Genomic DNA, 14,995 nt, shown 5'->3' with positions numbered 1-14,995 from the left:
GCCGGGGGTCCGGCAGATGAACCACCGGACCCCCATTTCTCACGTTGTCCGGTCAGTCAGTCCGGGCACCGGCCGAGCATCGCTCGCAACGCGTCTTTTTCCTCGACCTGCATGCTCAGGCCCCACCGGAACTTGGTGTGGACCCAGTGCTTGGCGTATCCGCAGTGCGCACCCTGTCGTGGCGGTACCCAGGACGCAGGATCTTTGTCGCGCTTGTTGTTGTTGACCTCCTTGGTCACCGGCCTCAATTCCGGTCCTGCAAGATCGTTGGCGAAGTCACTGCGCCGTTCGCGGGTCCAGGTGTTGGCGCCCGAGCGCCACGCATCGGCGAGCGGCACAACATGATCGATCTGGAGTAGTTGCGGGTCGGTGACGGCAAGGCCGTCATATTCACTGAACCAGACGCCGGACGCTGGTTGGCAGCCGGCGCCGAGCCGGACTGCTCTGCCGTCACGCCGAAGCACGATCTGCCTGGTACTGCAACCATCGCTCTGCTTCCAGTGCGGGAACTGATTGGCGTCGTAGCCCTCCATCGATCCCTCAGGAATAGGGATGAAACTATCTAGTTCCAGCCGTGCTTGGGTCGTTGGGACTCCCGGCTGAGAGACTCCACTGTCGCGGTGCGCGTGATCGCTGACGCTCACCGTTCGCCAGGCAGTGAATACCATACCTGGACGATGCGTGTTCGCGACCTCGGAGTCGGCCCAGCTCAGATTATGACTCTGGAACAACAGCCACAGAGGAAAGTTCACTACGTCCGGCGAGTGATAGCTCACCAGCGGACCGTTGGAATCGAGACCAGTAACGATCATCGACCGGATCTCCTTGGTCTTGGAGTCCGGCAGTGCCAGTTGTACTACGTCGCCGAGTCCGACGTCACTCAGATACTTGATCTTTGTCACGCGACCCGACTTTCTCGCGAACGAGCTCCAGGTCTCAGCGTTCACCCATGACCAGGTAGTGGCGCCGACGCCGTTACCGTTCGTGGCATTTCCTCGGTAATACCAGTAGTTGCTGCTCTGGTGATCGCCAAGCTCACCGTCTCCGGGTTCGTACCATTGCCAGCCTCCCGCAGCCAGAGACTGGCTCACGAAGTTCGGACTGTCACCACCCACGGCAGGACCTCGATGGTCCCAGTTCCAATAGTTGCCGTTGTAGTTCCGGGCATGCGTCCGCGCGTAGGCCGCGGTCGCATCGGGGTCGAATCCGGGTGCTGGTCCGATCTTCGCCGGTACGCCGGTGTCACCCTCAAACAACGTTTCACCGAGCGCTTTGGCGACAAGATGGTACCGGGCAGGATCGAACCGCAGCGATCTCACCGCTTCGACATGATAGAAATAGCCGCCCTTCTTTCGCGTGTGTTTGGCCTGCGGGTTGATCGTCGCGCCGACGGCGGGATAATTCCTCGACGGTTTGGAGCATGCGGCGTCTCCTTCGAAAACACCCGAAGAAACACCCTTGTAGCGAACTTTCTCGGCGAAACTCCGAAGCTTCGGATGCGGCTGACAACTTCCGTTACTTAGTACAAGCTCCGGATATCCGTCGCGCGCTTCGAAACCGTGGATCTGGAGCACATGAGTTGGACTCCATGTCCCTCCTGTGACATTCGGGTGCCCGGTCGTGAAATTCGCGTGCACTTTATGAAAAAGACTTTCGTAGCTGCGCGCCATGTCCGATATTCGACTCTTGGGATACTTCACAGGATCGCGGACTTCGGTGCTGTTGTAGCGATGAGTGCCGGCCATCGCGAACATCTTCCCGTCAAGATCGATAAAAGTCTTGATACCGAAGTTGACGGACAGCTCGTCGTGAATCGGATGAGGAGCCTCAACTGCCAAGTTTGCCGGCGCCGACGTCGCGTCATAGCGCAGCACATACAGACCCCACCCGCGATTGAACGGGTTCAGCTCATAGAGAAGGAGATAATTTCGGCCCGTGGTCGTGTCTGTGATGAACTCGAGCTCATAGCCATAGTCCTCCAGCCCGCGGTCCGCTTCCAGCCTCCCCTCAGGGGTTCCACTGTTCGCGGTCTTCATCAAGGAGATGATGTTCGCGATTTCGCCAGGACTCTTGGCGTCCCACTGGTAGTCATTGGTGTTCTCAGTTGCCGGGATTCTGGCCCGATAGGCAAGGGTGACCGCCTCCAAATCCCTCGAGACGGGTTGGTTGTCGTCGGCTTCGCCTTCCTGACATGTGCCGTCCCCGGCGACGTGATATCTGCTTGGCGGCGACAGGCGGCCAGCGGTCTCGTGCTCCCAGCCAGCCAACGTCGCCCAGGTCCCCGCGCAGTCCACGATCCCGTTACTGAGATACAAGGTGGTGCCGGATACGATTTCCCGGACGGCGCAATCTTTCACCACGTCGGTAAAAGGGTACATTATCGCGCAGACCTCGATGTGCTGCCCCAGACATTTGAGCACTTGATCATCAGTCAGGCGGACCCGACCGTATATCCGCTCGAGGGCCACTACCGAATATACGGGTCGCTCCACACTGAAATCCACAGTGGCACACCCCGCGGCCACTCCGCCCTCCACGCCCGGGTTCGGATCTGCCGAATGCTTGCCATCGCGCAACGCCGCGCGGTCCCGCACCGCTGACTTATCGTTATCCGCGCTGCCAGGCAGGTATTTAGTTCCCGGAGGCGCCTCGGGGCCCTCGATATCTGCGTCTTCTTCCGGAGCTCCCACTTCCGCGTCCTCCCCCGAATTTCCAGCACCCGAGTCATCGACTGGAGTCCCCACGTCAGTATCGGGCGGCGCGGCTTCCGCGGTCGTTTCGGCTGCCGGAACGGCCGAAGCAGGCGACAATACCGGCGCCACCATAAGGAACAACACCATCAAACCAACGGCACCACATGCAACGGCACACAATAATCGACGATGAAGATTCATATAGATCATCATCCGGCTACCCGTAAATCCCACAACCGCCGAACGGCCCAGTCAACGTCACACCGAGCGGAATCGACGTTCTCGAACATGAGTACGACAGATGGTTGCATGCGAAGGGGTTGCCGACGGTCGGAATCTCGGTAGACGACGCGGGCACGCCGCAAGCAGTCTGGCGGCGACACCGATGCCAGCGATCATGTCGGTTGACGGGACTCGACATCTTCCCGTGGTCCGACTTACGACAGTGCCAGCCGTGCCCGTCTCGGGTTGTGCATGACCCGCACTGCGTGGAGGACGAGCCCTGCACAACCCGAAGTGGTCAGCGAACTCTTGGGCGAGTCCGTCCCGACCGATTGATACCCGAATGCCACCCTGTCCCCCAGGCTCCTCGGGCGCCGGTGCTGTGCCGGCGCCAACGACCACCTCCTCTCATCCGCATGTCCGGACGTGTGTACGTGGGAGATTGTTTTCATGACAGCCGGAGAGATCACAGGACGTGAGGTACTGCTCGTGACCGAACGTCTACTGCTTCGACCGTGGCGGGCGGCCGAGGCTGCCCTGCAGCGCGAGCTGTGGGTCGAACGTACTCCGCGAGTACCGCCGCAGAGGCGGATTGCTGCCGGTGGGCGTCCGACCGTTGTCGAGATCGAGGAGGCGATTCGCGCCGTCGATCGTCGTCGGCCGGGTTACGGGCGGTCGAGCGGAAGGCCGTCGGCGACGTCATCGGGCGGTCGCCCCGTCGCCGTCACCAACGGCCGCGGTGGCGCAGTGCAGGTGTGGGACCTGGCCACCGCCGAACGCATCACCACCTACAGCGGCCACACCCGACGAGTTGGGGTTGCCCCTTGGGGCCGGACGTCTTGATTCCAGACATGGGTCTGGAGGGAGGATGTCTTGGTGTCGCGTTCGTCGAAGTATCCGGAGCAGTTCCGTCGGGATGCGGTGGAGCTGGTTGGTTCGGGTGATCGTCCGTTGCGTCAGATCGCCCGTGAGTTGGGTGTCAATCATGAGACCTTGCGGTCGTGGGTGAACAAGGCCAAGGAGGAAGCGGCCGCGCCGGCGGCGGGTCCTGAGGTCACCGATGAGGTGCAGCGGTTGCGGAAGCGGGTCGCTGAGCTGGAGAAAGAGAAGGAGATCCTGCGTAAAGCGGCCACCTATTTTGCCAAAGAGATGGATCGATGATCTACCGCTGTCGGTTCATCTCCGAGCATCGCGCCGAGTTCGGTGTGAAGCGGTTGTGCCAGGTCCTGGGTGGGATCGAACGGTGTCGTGCTGATGAAGCTGGCAGGGTCACGCGCCGACGGCGAAGCGGGCTGTGACCGTTTGCGCTGCCACTCACGTAAAGTGTCTAGCGGCGCGGTCTCGGTGATATATGTAGCGAGCCGAAGACGAAACCGCATTAGCCGCACTAGCTGAACGCTTCTCAGGGGGTCAAATGGCGGTTCCTGTAACGGAACAGCGCAAGCTGTTCCAACGCTCTGGCGACATGTGCGCTTTTCCCCGTTGCAAGAAGGCGCTCACGGCGAAGCAGACAGACAGCGAACCCGTGGCGTCCTTGGGCGAGATAGCCCATATTGTGGGCGACAGTGCCAACGGCCCTCGTGGGACCTCCCTGCTCACGTCCCGCGAACGCAATCAGTACGAGAACCTGATTCTCCTCTGCAACTATCACCATCAGCTCATCGATTCGCATCCCGCCACCTGGACGGTCTCACGGCTTGAGGCGATGAAGCGGACTCATGAGGAATGGGTACGGTCTCGGCTCGGCTCGATCGATCCCGTGACGGGCACAGCCGATCGAGGTGCTCAAGCCGGAGGCGACTTCATCGAGTGGTTCATCACCGAGGCGGAACGGTGGCCCATCGTCGATTCCCCGGTCGACCGGGCTCTTCTGGGTATCCATGCCGCGTTGCCGCTCCCGTCAGGACTCCCTGAGTCGTTGTCGGCGCAGCTGCCCGAGTATGTGCGTCGCGACATGGACGCCGAACTCCATAAGGCAGTTGGCGACGCGGCGCGCCGAAGCGGCTTCGTCGTCGTAGTAGGGCCGTCGGCATCGGGCAAGACTCGATCGATTTATGAGGCTGTGCGCGCCAAACTTTCCGGCTGGCGCATGATCATCCCGCCGACGGCGGGCGACCTCGACGAGTTGCTGCTCTCTGGAATCCCGCTGGACCGATCGGTCATCTGGCTCGACGAGCTAACCCACTATCTGGATTCCGGCGCGCTGAGTCTGCGAGCCATCCGGAAGATTCTCGCGGAGCAGAGCGGTCCTCTTCTTGTCATCGGGACTATGTGGCCTGCAGATTTTGACCGTTTTTGCGTCCCGCCCGTCACGGAGCATGCGCTGGATCTGAACGCCGACGCCGCCGCGATCCTCCGCCTTGCCATCAGGTTCGATCTCGCCTCCGCCTTCACAGAGTCTGAGTACCGGCGGGCGGCAACGGTTGGCGAACAAGATCCCCGCGTCCGCGAGGCGATCGAACGCTCGGCGGACGCGGCGATTCCATCGTGCCTGGCATGCGCGCCTGAGTTGATCCGCCGCTGGGAGCGGCCCAGCGACCCGGTGGGCGCAGCCGTCATCACCGCTGCCGTCGAGGCGCGACTGTGCGGTCACCCTGCGGTCGTCCCGCCTGGTCTTCTGCGGTCGCTGGCCGCGGAGTATCTGACCAGCGCGCAGCGGGCCACGGCATCCGCCGGTTGGTTCGACTCGGCGCTCCAATGGGCGCTGCGTCCGGTGCGCGGGGACGTCGCCCCACTCGTCCCGATGGCGCGCCGCGTCGGAGAACTCGATGGCTACCAGGCAGCCGATATCCTCACGCACCGAGCGGCGCGGCGCTACGGCGAGCGTGGACAGTCCCCGGACAAGCCCTGGGGCGTCTTGGCGGCGCATGCGGATCACGAGGCGTCCATGGCGATTGGGATGTTCGCTAGTGCTTGCGGCTATCGCGATCACGCGGAAGCCGCGTGGAGCCGTCTCGCGGAGGCTGGTGACACCTCCGCCATGGCTGCCCTGGGGTTGGCACGCCACGACGACGGCGACGACGAGGGCGCAGCCACCTGGTACCACCGTGCGGTCGAGGCCGGCGACAACGAAGCGATGGCGCCCCTCGCAGCCGCGTTACAGCAGCTCGGCCGGACCGACGAGGCGAACGCCTGGATCCGTCGGGGCGCGGAGGCCGGCGTGCCGCGCGCCATGGTCGGTCTCGGTCAGATGTTGGAGGACGGCGGCGACTATCAGATGGCGCGGCACTGGTACGAAGCCGCATCGGAAGCCGGGGACAACGGCGCGGGCAAGCTCTTCCTCGGCTGCATGTTGCGCGATCAAGGAGATCTAGACGCAGCCTGTGAATGTCTGCACGAGGCAGCCGAGGCGGGCCGCGCGTTCGCAGGCGCTGATCTCCACCACATGGCAATGCCGATCGGGGCAACCGACGCCGCGATCGGGAGGTTCCGCGTAGGTCTCACGACCACGTATGCGAGCGCGGCGTTATGCCTCGGCGAGATCTACCTGTCGCAGGAGCGCTCCGACGAAGCGAAGACCTGGCTTCAGCGCGCCGCGAACCTGGGACGCCAGGACGCGATGCTGGCCCTCGGCACCTTGGTCTGGCATGAAGGCGAGCACGAACTCGCCTTGACCTGGCTCCGGCCGGCCGCGGAGGCGGGCGAAGCCGAGGCCATGCTCTACGTAGGTCTGACGCTGGATGAACTGGAGGAAAGCAGCGAAGCGGGCACATGGTTCAAGAGGGCCGCGTCGGAAGGGCATCCGCTGGCCATGGGCCGCTACGCGATCTACCTTCACGAGCACGGTGACACCGCGCAGGCGCTCGAGTGGCTGACCAAGGCACGTGAGGCAGGCGACCTAGTGGCCGACATATTCTTCGCAGCAGTGCCCGGGACAGACAGTCAGACGATCGTAACCGTGAACCCTCTGAGGCTCGGAGACCTGAACGACGCGATCAGCTGGACTCCAATGGCGCACACCTGTGGATGTGTCGCGGACTGGGGCTGGGAAGCGGAGCACGCCGACCCACTGAGCTTCATGCAGTGGTGCTCCGGGGTGGTCACCGTGGAATGTCCCTGGCACGCGGTGGCCAAATTCCCCGAGGACAGGCCGCCTCTCCTCGTCCGGAGCTCACCGGACGGCCCCGCCTTCTACGCACGGGCCGCGTCCAGCGCCGACGAGAACCTCGGGCAGCGCATCGCGTCGGGAATCCAAGAACTGCTCGCGATGGCCGAGAACGGGGACGTGGCAGGCATCCTGGCGACCATCTCGCCCGATTATCGGTCCTGGCTCGAATCCCAGCAATACGATGTGGAAGAAGAATGCTTCCGCTGGCGCCTTATGAACCTAATCCTAAACCGTTGCACATAAGGGGCGCGACCCACACCGGGACACCAAGCCCGAGAGCGAGTACGAAGACATTGCCGAACCCGAAGAGAAACGTCAACCCGACCACGGTTGCCACCATCGTGCTCACAGCCGACACAACCGGATCGCGCCGCCCCTCCAACATCATCGTTCACACCACCCGGCAATCCAGCCATCCAAGGCGGCTGGACCAGGCGACAGAACCCGGCATCTGCGAGCCCGAGAGGTCCGAAACAGTCCGACACCAGGCGACGTACCCCGACACCGCGGACACGCTGCGACCAGACGAAAAGGTCTTGTTCGACATCACTCGGCACCATCCGACACGGAGGGTCGCTGGCTCTTAACCAGCTGGTTGCCGACCCGACCTCAGCCCTGTCGGCAGAGGTAAGCCCGCTCGAAAGTCCACGTCCAGTCCGACCGTGCTGGCCTTCCGCTCACGGTCGGGATCTCCGCCGCGAACACTCATGACTCGCTCGCGCTCGAACCCCTGGTGATGGCGATCCCCGCAGTCAACTCCCAGCGCGGCCCGCGACGCCGCAAGGCCCGCCAAGCTGCACGCCGGCAATGCCTACGACCAACTCGCGCTCCGACGCACCTGCTCCAGCTTCGACCCGAGCGAAACCGCGGGGGCGAGCGCCGACTCCAGCAGGGCCGCAGTTCGAGAGCACGTCTATCTACGCGACAAGCAGGAACAGCATCTTCGACCGAGCGGTGGTCGGGAACGCCGTGCACGTCGCGGAGGCCTGCGCGAATCCGGTGCGACGTGCTACCGAATCTGGGCAAACGGCTGCTCGGCGGCTCCGCGTATCCCGGGACAAGCTGCGCCGGCTGGCGAGCGGCCGTACCGAGGCCTCGAGAAACCCGCGCTGCGCGCAACCCGCTGCGACGGCGGCCGCACGTGATGTCCCGACAAGATCGGTCCCCCGTGAGAGCTACTCGGATCGTCCGCTCAATGGTGATTCGCTGATGTCGGTGCGCTTCTAGCGTTTCCGTCGGGTCGCGCAGCCGTGCGGCCGTGGTTCTTCTGGAGGACACCATGCACACGAGTCCGATCGCAGCGGCAGATCATCAGCCTGGGCGAGCGGGGCGCATTTTGCGGTTCCCGCTCGTCTGGACGCTGGCCGGGATAGTCGGTGTCGGCGGGGTGTCGGCGCTGTCCTCGGGTGGACCGCCGGTGCTGGCGGCCGTGGGCGCGGTGGCCGCAGTCGCCGTCTACTGGGCGGTGATGCGCTACGTCGCACGGCGAAGCACACCGGAGATCGCGAAGACCCGGGCAGGCAGCCTGGCGTTCCTCGGCATCGGGCTCGGCTTCCTGTTCATCGCCGTGTCGATGCTCATAGTGATCACCGAGTTCTCGTTCACCTGGGCGCCTGGTAGCGCCGTGGTGACCGTCATGAGCATCATGGCGGTGCAACTCGGTGCGGCGGTGACCGAGGAACTACTCTTCCGCGGCCTGTTGCTGCAGGGACTGGAACGGCTGGGCGGCAGCTGGTTCGCGCTGGCGAGCACCGCGGTGCTGTTCGGTGCCATCCACCTGGCCAACCCCGGTGCCACGCTGTGGACCGGGTTCGCGATCGCCGTCGAGGCCGGTGTCCTGCTGGGCGCCACTTTCCTGTGGCTGCGCAGCATCTGGGCGGCCGTGGGTCTGCACTTCGCCTGGAACACCACCGTCGGGCTGCTCGGCCTCCCGGTCTCTGGTCACGCGTCGCCGGGTTTGCTGATCACCCGACCGATGGGCCCGGAGTTGGTGACCGGTGGCCAGTTCGGCATCGAGGGATCGATCGTCCCCGTCGTCGTGAGCCTGCTGCTCGCCGTGCCCATGCTCGTCGCCGCTCACAAACGCGGCAACCTCGTGCCCATGCGGCGGCGCTAAGCTCGCCGAATGCTTGCCGGAGCGGCATCCCGCCTCAGCACCGCACTCAGCGGGTGGCGCGACCTCCCATCGTCCACAAAAGACAGTCTATTGGCGGCGACGCTGACCGTACTGGCCTTCGCGCCGACCGTCGCCCACATCGGCCCGGAGATCGGCGATCTCCCCCGGCGGGAGACGGGCGGCATCGGTGCGGCGCTGACGCTGGCGATGTGCCTGCCGCTCGCGGTACGCACCCGCATGCCAGCCGCGTGCCTGTCGATCATCGGTACCGCGTTCGCGATCGGTCAGGTGCTGGGCTACCCGGACACGTTCGGCAAGGTGGGGATCCTCCTCGCGTTGTACGCCGCCGGCGCGCACCTGACGCGGTTCCGCCGGGCGCTTGCCGCAACGCTGACCGCGGGCTATGCGGTACTCGCGGTAGTACTGCACAATCTTGGCTCACCGCAACGGTTTCCGGACTTTCTCGCGTTCTATTTCGTCTTGGTGGTGATCTGGCTGGCCGGCACCGGCATGCGCCGATGGCGCGCGGAAGAAGCCGAACGGAGACGGCTGGCGGCCGAGGTGGCCGCGGCCACCGAACGGGCACGCATCGCCCGGGACCTGCACGACGTGGTCACCCACCACGTGACCGCGATGGTGGTCCAGGCCGACGCGGCGCAGTTCCTGCTCGACTCCGCACCGGATCGGACCGGGACAGGGCTGCGCGCCATCAGCGACACCGGACGCCGGGCGTTGACGGAACTGCGGACCCTGCTCGGCATTCTCGAGGCGACCGGCGAATCCGGGACAGCGGACCGGACACCGGCCCTGGGAAAGGTCGCCGATCTGGTCGAACAGGCCCGGCTGGCGGGTCAGCCCGTCGAGTGGACCGAGCAGGGCGAGCAACGACCGCGGTCGGTCGACGTGGAGCTGGCGACCTACCGCGTGGTGCAGGAGGCGCTCACCAACGCGCTCAAACACGCCACCGGAAACCCGACCCAGGTCCGGATCCGACACGGCAAGGACCACATCGAGGTCGAGGTGATCACCGTCGGTCCCACGGCAGGCGACACGGCCACACCATCCGGTGGCCGGGGCTTGACCGGACTGCGGGAACGTGTGCGCATGCTCGGCGGGGACCTGGTGTCCGGCGGCCTGCCCGACGACGACGGCTTCCGTGTCTGGGCCATGATTCCAGGGAGTCCCGCATGACCGAGCCGATCCGGGTACTGATCTGCGAAGACCAGGAACTGGTGCGCACCGGGTATGTCACCATCTTCTCCGCGATGCCCGATATCGAGGTCGTCGGCGAGGCGGCCGACGGTCGAGCGGCGGTGGAGGCAGCGCGGCGGTTGCGCCCCGACGTGATCGTGATGGACATCCGCATGCCCGTCCTCGACGGCATCGAGGCGACCCGCCAGCTGGCCGGCCCCGGCGTCGAAGCACCGGTGAAGGTACTGGTCGTCACCACGTTCAACGTCGACGAATACGTCTACGAAGCACTTCGCGCCGGCGCCAGCGGATTCCTCCTCAAGGACACGCCACCCGCGCAACTGGTCGACGGCGTCCGCACGATCGCCCGCGGCGAGTCCCTGCTCGCCCCCGCGGTCACCCGAAGCCTGATCGGCCACTTCGCCGAACGGCTCCGCCCCGCCGACACCTCCCGCCCGGCACGAGACACCGTCGTGCGGACACTGACCGCCCGCGAGCTGGAAGTACTCGAACACCTCGCCGCAGGCCTGTCCAACGCCGAAATCGCCGCGGAACTGGTCATCTCCTCCGAGACGGTGAAAACCTATGTATCCCGGATCCTCACGAAACTCGACCTACGGGACCGCGTTCAAGCAGTCGTCCTCGCCTACCGGATCGGCCTCATTTCCAGCACAGACTGACACCCGTCAGTCGATCGTGAAACACCGTAGACTTGCTGGGCCAATCGGGCCGGTGCCGACGTCGTGACCGACCAGCGGCGCCCTCGTCGGCGGCGGATGAGCTTATCTGCGCGGGGCACACACAGCCACGTCGTTTCGGGTCCCTTGCCAGCCCATAGTGATCAGGCCCCCGCCCCCGTGCGAGTTGTCTGTGACGATCGCGGCCCGGTATATCACTCGCCCCTTCGGTAGTGTGTGCCGCCTAGCTACGGGGAGGGGATCCCTAGCGGTGAACGGGTGGCAAATCGGCGTGACCGCCCTGGTCGGCGTTCTCGCGACCTCGGGCGCCTTCGTGGGCGCACGCCTGGGTGCCCGAGCGAACGACCGGGCGACCGAGCAGCGAGAGCGGGCAGCACGGCGCGAGGAGTGGTGGCGTCGGTTCACCTGGGCGGCAGAGCTTGCCGTGGACGATGCGCCGGTGAAGCGCGTTGCCGGACTGAAACTTCTGACCAAGCTGGCGCAGTCAGAACTCGCGCAAGCAGACGAGCTTGCCTTGCTAGACGTGTTCCAAGGGCGTGTACTTGACACGCTTTTGGACGAGTTGGCGCGCGAAACCTACGAAGGAGGAGGGTCGGCGGCGTGAATCAGCCACAACATTTCACGGAGGAACAGATCGCTGCCGCACAGCTGCGCATCGTGCTGGACGAAAGGCTCGGACGCCAGACCCCTGAAGCTGTCCGTCGCATCGCAGATTCCTCATCCAGTGGGACTCTCGGAGGCGACGGCGCCACAACCTCCGAGGGAGCCAACGTCACCTACTACAACGACCTCCCAGTGAGGGGACAGGAGTCATCGACACGACAGCAATCTGGGCAGCACCAGCGGTGGATGCCCCCTCCGCCACGCGAATCGAGTCGTACTCCTGGGGTCTACCCCCGAAATACGCCCAGGATGAAGAGACTCGACGAGGTACTGGTCGCGGCCATAGAACGCGAGCTCGGCCCCGATCATCCCGAGACCCTGGCAGCTCGGCTTGATTTGGCGATCGGAAAAGCTGATGCCGGACCGACCCGGGACGTGTTTGAAATGGTGGAGCAACTGCGCGAAGACATGCTCAGAGTCCTGGGGGAAGAGCATCCCGAGCTTGAAAGAGTGGACGCACTGTTAACCCAGATGCGAAACAGCGCCGACAGCGAACAGTAGTCATTCTTGCATGGAACGCGATGCCGCCGACCAGATCAGCACGGTCACCGACCGCGCGGCTGGTCCTGGCTTTTGGCCCGCTACCCCCTCAGATACCTCTGCGTGGCGACGCGCTGTGGAGTACTCGGCGGGATCGTCCGCTCTCGCAAACCGAACCCGACGTCGATCCATTCTCGCGGCGATCGTGAAGGCCGCCGTCGACCACGTCCGGGGGCGCCGAGCACGCCGGGTTCTTCCTCGTCGCACCCACCTCGCGGTCGAAAACCGCGACACGATACCCCCGGTCCCACTGAAGCCCCCACCGAAGCGGTTGTGACGACGAAGCAAAGAGTCTGCTACGCCACCAACCGGCTCCGCGGAGCGCTTCTTCTACTATCGGCACACCGGAGCAAACGGAGACCAGCCGCGATTAGCGCCAAGGCGAAATTGCCGCCGAAGGGCCAATATCCCCACAGGTCGGCAACGATATCGATATGGTGGGCCGGGTCGGGCTCGAACCGACGGCCAAGGGATTATGAGTCCCCTGCTCTAACCAACTGAGCTACCGGCCCCAACGGTGCCCTGACACCTCCGCGGGAGCCGTCCCCGCCCGAACAGCGGGTTTGCGAACGCACAGAAGTCCCAGTTCGCTCCAAGCTATCACAGCGTTCACCTGCCCCGATCGCCTAGGCCGATCAGCTGGTTTCCGGCGCCGGGCAAAGCCGGCTCGTCTAGGTTTCAGGGACCAGCGCCGGGCGGTTCGCCGTCCGGGCCCGTCGGGCAGGGAGGCGCTCGTGGCGAATCCGGTCGCCATCGGGCTCGGTGTCGTGGTCGTCATCGGCATCGTGTTGTCACTGAGGGCGAGCATCCGGGTACTGCGGCGAGCCGGTCTCCGGATCGACGCGATCCTGGCCGACGAGCTGGACGACCGGCCGCCGCGGTAGTCGATTGCCAGTCCAATTTGGACGGTCAACGACCCGGCGGCTCGGGTGTGGTGGGTGTGGACGCCGGCGGGAACGTCCTCGAACTGGTCGGCTGAACGATCGGTGCGCCATAGGCCGCATAGCTGAACCAGATCGCCCCGCCGACCTTCGGCGTGGTCTGGTCGAACATCGCCCGCACCTTGAACGTGGTCGCCGTGTACGAACCCTGCACCGTGTTCAGCATGTACGCGTTGAACTGTCCCGGCGTGTTCGCCGAGACGACCACCACCGCCGGGACCGCGCCCAGCGTGTGCTGCACGGTGCACATCCCGGCGCCGTCGGTCACGCACGACGTCTCCGCGGCCTGCACGCTCGGCGCCGGCGACGGGCCGACGGCGCCGGACGTCCCGGCGAACACCGTGCCCCCGGCCGCGGCGACGGCCAGCCCCGCCACGGCGAGCGCGGCCTTCTCCCTGGTCCTCATGTTCGTCCTCCCTCGCTCGGAACCCGAAGGCAAGGGTCGGCGGCCGCGCCGCGATCGTTACGCCACCCCGAGTCGCCGCAGCGCCGGTCGCCACCGGTTCCCGCCGGTCGCCAGCCCCAGTGCCACGAGGCCCGCGCAGTACTTGCTCACCGATTGCTCCCGGATCCGTAGTTTCGCCAGCGCCTCGGTGACGCTGTTGCGCTCGGACGCCGACTTCACCTCCAGCAGCACCAGGTCGTCCCCCGCCGCCAGGCTCCGCGCGCCGGAGCGCCAGATCAGCGACGTGTCGCAGGTGATCCGCGTGTCGGCGGTGACGAGGGTGGTCCGCCGGTAGTCGGTGACCAGCGCGGGAAGCAGCGGCCGGGGCGCGGGGCGGCCGTAGGCGGCGGTGAGGGCGTCGTCCAGGAACGTCAGCGCGGGCGTGGTCAGGCCGTGCGCAGCCTCGACCGGATGCGGGCGGCGGACCTTGACCGTTTCGTCGCGTCGTCCGCTGACCTTGAGTTCGCAGTAGGTGTCGGCCGAGTCGGTGTAGGTCCGCGTGCGGATCTTGAACCGGCGACGGCGATCCTGCCGGTGCGCGCGGAAGATCGCCAGATCCGGTGTGTCGAAATAGGTCGACGAGTAGCCGAACACCCGTTGCCCGCCGATTTCCAGGCAGCGGAGCGACAGCACGTCGGCGACGGCAAGGAAGTCGTTGAGCGGCAGGACGTACTTGCGGTCCGTCCGGCTCATCAGCCCGCTCGTGGCGACGACTTCGGCCAGCGACAGCGAAGGAAGCCTCTTCGCCACCGCGGCGACGGTGGCCGTACCGCGCCCGTTCACCGGTGCCCCGCCGGAGCGCCGTGGACGACGGTGGCGGTGCCCGGCCGGAACCGGACGTCGACGACGGTGACCTCGCGGACATAGTCCACTTCGGACACACTGTGCCGCACGACCGTTCCGCCGAGCCGCGCGCGCAGCTCCATCAGCATCGTCTGCTCGTCGGGATACACGGTGTCGAGCACGACCGTCCGCCGCTGCGGACCACGAGTGCGCGACGGGTGGTCGGCGACGTACATGACGGCCAGCAACAGCACGTTGAAGACGGCGATGATCCGCCAGTCCGCGGACGGCAGCCCGTTCACCAGGCCGAGCACCAGCGCGACGAAGTAGTACGCGACCTCCTGCTGGCTGATCGAATCGGATCGCAGCCGAATGATCGACAGTACCCCGAAAAGGCCGAGCCCGAGCGCGCTCGCGGTCGACACGGAAAGCAGCACGGCGACCGAAACGCAGACTCCGACGTTCAGCGCGAGATAGGCGCACGCGAGGTCACCTCGATGATGGCGACGGGCGTAGATACCGTAGGCGAGGATCACGGCGGCGACGAGGTCGACGGTGAGATGAAGCAGTGTCGTGGTCATGGAAACCACTGTGG

Annotated in this window: 12 protein-coding genes, 1 tRNA gene and 1 pseudogene; 9 read left to right on the top strand and 5 right to left on the bottom strand. The window is 65.3% G+C overall.

The window, feature by feature from the left end; translation table 11 throughout:
- Positions 1 to 56: 56 nt before the first annotated feature.
- Positions 57 to 2,906: an amidase domain-containing protein gene (locus tag ED92_RS42050; protein ID WP_081975921.1), complete on the bottom strand. Its 2,850-nt coding sequence runs from the start codon at positions 2,904 to 2,906 to the stop codon at positions 57 to 59.
- 885 nt (positions 2,907 to 3,791) lie between these two features.
- Here ED92_RS42050 and ED92_RS26315 point away from each other — a divergent pair.
- From ED92_RS26315 to ED92_RS26285, 8 genes and pseudogenes are all read left to right on the top strand, one after another.
- The gene (locus ED92_RS26315; RefSeq protein WP_037342984.1) at positions 3,792 to 4,076 is read left to right on the top strand and encodes a transposase; all 285 of its coding nucleotides are present in this window, start codon (positions 3,792 to 3,794) and stop codon (positions 4,074 to 4,076) included.
- Between the two features lie 253 nt (positions 4,077 to 4,329).
- The gene (locus ED92_RS26310; RefSeq protein WP_152611014.1) at positions 4,330 to 7,266 is read left to right on the top strand and encodes a tetratricopeptide repeat protein; all 2,937 of its coding nucleotides are present in this window, start codon (positions 4,330 to 4,332) and stop codon (positions 7,264 to 7,266) included.
- Positions 7,267 to 7,634: 368 nt separating this feature from the next.
- Positions 7,635 to 7,856: pseudogene (locus tag ED92_RS43165) on the top strand (IS5/IS1182 family transposase); the annotation flags it as partial.
- A 503-nt stretch (positions 7,857 to 8,359) separates the two neighbouring features.
- The gene (locus ED92_RS26305; RefSeq protein WP_235213373.1) at positions 8,360 to 9,139 is read left to right on the top strand and encodes a CPBP family intramembrane glutamic endopeptidase; all 780 of its coding nucleotides are present in this window, start codon (positions 8,360 to 8,362) and stop codon (positions 9,137 to 9,139) included.
- Positions 9,140 to 9,229: 90 nt separating this feature from the next.
- Complete coding sequence (locus ED92_RS26300; RefSeq protein ID WP_037342976.1) at positions 9,230 to 10,330, top strand: sensor histidine kinase; 1,101 nt, start codon at positions 9,230 to 9,232, stop codon at positions 10,328 to 10,330.
- Positions 10,327 to 11,010, top strand: coding sequence for a response regulator transcription factor (locus ED92_RS26295; RefSeq protein WP_037342973.1), 684 nt, complete (start codon positions 10,327 to 10,329; stop codon positions 11,008 to 11,010). The genes ED92_RS26300 and ED92_RS26295 overlap by 4 nt, the downstream gene beginning before the upstream one ends.
- Before the next feature lie 289 nt (positions 11,011 to 11,299).
- Positions 11,300 to 11,632 (top strand): hypothetical protein, encoded by a 333-nt coding sequence (locus ED92_RS26290; protein ID WP_235213372.1) that lies wholly within the window; start codon positions 11,300 to 11,302, stop codon positions 11,630 to 11,632.
- Positions 11,633 to 11,940: 308 nt separating this feature from the next.
- Positions 11,941 to 12,192, top strand: coding sequence for a hypothetical protein (locus ED92_RS26285; RefSeq protein WP_037342969.1), 252 nt, complete (start codon positions 11,941 to 11,943; stop codon positions 12,190 to 12,192).
- 474 nt (positions 12,193 to 12,666) lie between these two features.
- Here the strand turns inward: ED92_RS26285 and ED92_RS26280 are convergent.
- Positions 12,667 to 12,743 (bottom strand) — tRNA-Ile (locus ED92_RS26280).
- A 222-nt stretch (positions 12,744 to 12,965) separates the two neighbouring features.
- Here ED92_RS26280 and ED92_RS43040 point away from each other — a divergent pair.
- On the top strand, positions 12,966 to 13,115 hold the full coding sequence (locus ED92_RS43040) for a hypothetical protein (protein WP_162836900.1): 150 nt from the start codon (positions 12,966 to 12,968) through the stop codon (positions 13,113 to 13,115).
- A 25-nt stretch (positions 13,116 to 13,140) separates the two neighbouring features.
- Here the strand turns inward: ED92_RS43040 and ED92_RS26275 are convergent, their stop codons facing one another.
- From ED92_RS26275 to ED92_RS26265, 3 genes are read right to left on the bottom strand one after another with little or no spacing between them, the layout of a single operon-like run.
- On the bottom strand, positions 13,141 to 13,578 hold the full coding sequence (locus ED92_RS26275) for a hypothetical protein (protein WP_037342968.1): 438 nt from the start codon (positions 13,576 to 13,578) through the stop codon (positions 13,141 to 13,143).
- A 57-nt stretch (positions 13,579 to 13,635) separates the two neighbouring features.
- Positions 13,636 to 14,367: a polyphosphate polymerase domain-containing protein gene (locus tag ED92_RS26270; RefSeq protein WP_037343457.1), complete on the bottom strand. Its 732-nt coding sequence runs from the start codon at positions 14,365 to 14,367 to the stop codon at positions 13,636 to 13,638.
- 29 nt (positions 14,368 to 14,396) lie between these two features.
- Positions 14,397 to 14,981 (bottom strand): DUF4956 domain-containing protein, encoded by a 585-nt coding sequence (locus tag ED92_RS26265; RefSeq protein ID WP_037342966.1) that lies wholly within the window; start codon positions 14,979 to 14,981, stop codon positions 14,397 to 14,399.
- Positions 14,982 to 14,995 lie beyond the last annotated feature (14 nt).

This window comes from Amycolatopsis sp. MJM2582, from assembly GCF_000754115.1.
Taxonomy (GTDB): domain Bacteria; phylum Actinomycetota; class Actinomycetes; order Mycobacteriales; family Pseudonocardiaceae; genus Amycolatopsis; species Amycolatopsis japonica.
Note: the sequence above shows the minus strand (reverse complement) of the source record. Positions and strands in the feature narration are given on the sequence as shown.

What these genes read in the sequence shown, in the direction of transcription:
- ED92_RS26295 (WP_037342973.1), top strand. Translation starts at nt 10,327, where the DNA reads ATGACCGAGCCGATCCGGGTACTGATCTGCGAAGACCAGGAACTGGTG.
- ED92_RS26310 (WP_152611014.1), top strand. Translation starts at nt 4,330, where the DNA reads ATGGCGGTTCCTGTAACGGAACAGCGCAAGCTGTTCCAACGCTCTGGC.
- ED92_RS26275 (WP_037342968.1), bottom strand. Translation starts at nt 13,578, where the DNA reads ATGAGGACCAGGGAGAAGGCCGCGCTCGCCGTGGCGGGGCTGGCCGTC.
- ED92_RS26265 (WP_037342966.1), bottom strand. Translation starts at nt 14,981, where the DNA reads ATGACCACGACACTGCTTCATCTCACCGTCGACCTCGTCGCCGCCGTG.
- ED92_RS26285 (WP_037342969.1), top strand. Translation starts at nt 11,941, where the DNA reads ATGAAGAGACTCGACGAGGTACTGGTCGCGGCCATAGAACGCGAGCTC.
- ED92_RS42050 (WP_081975921.1), bottom strand. Translation starts at nt 2,906, where the DNA reads ATGATGATCTATATGAATCTTCATCGTCGATTATTGTGTGCCGTTGCA.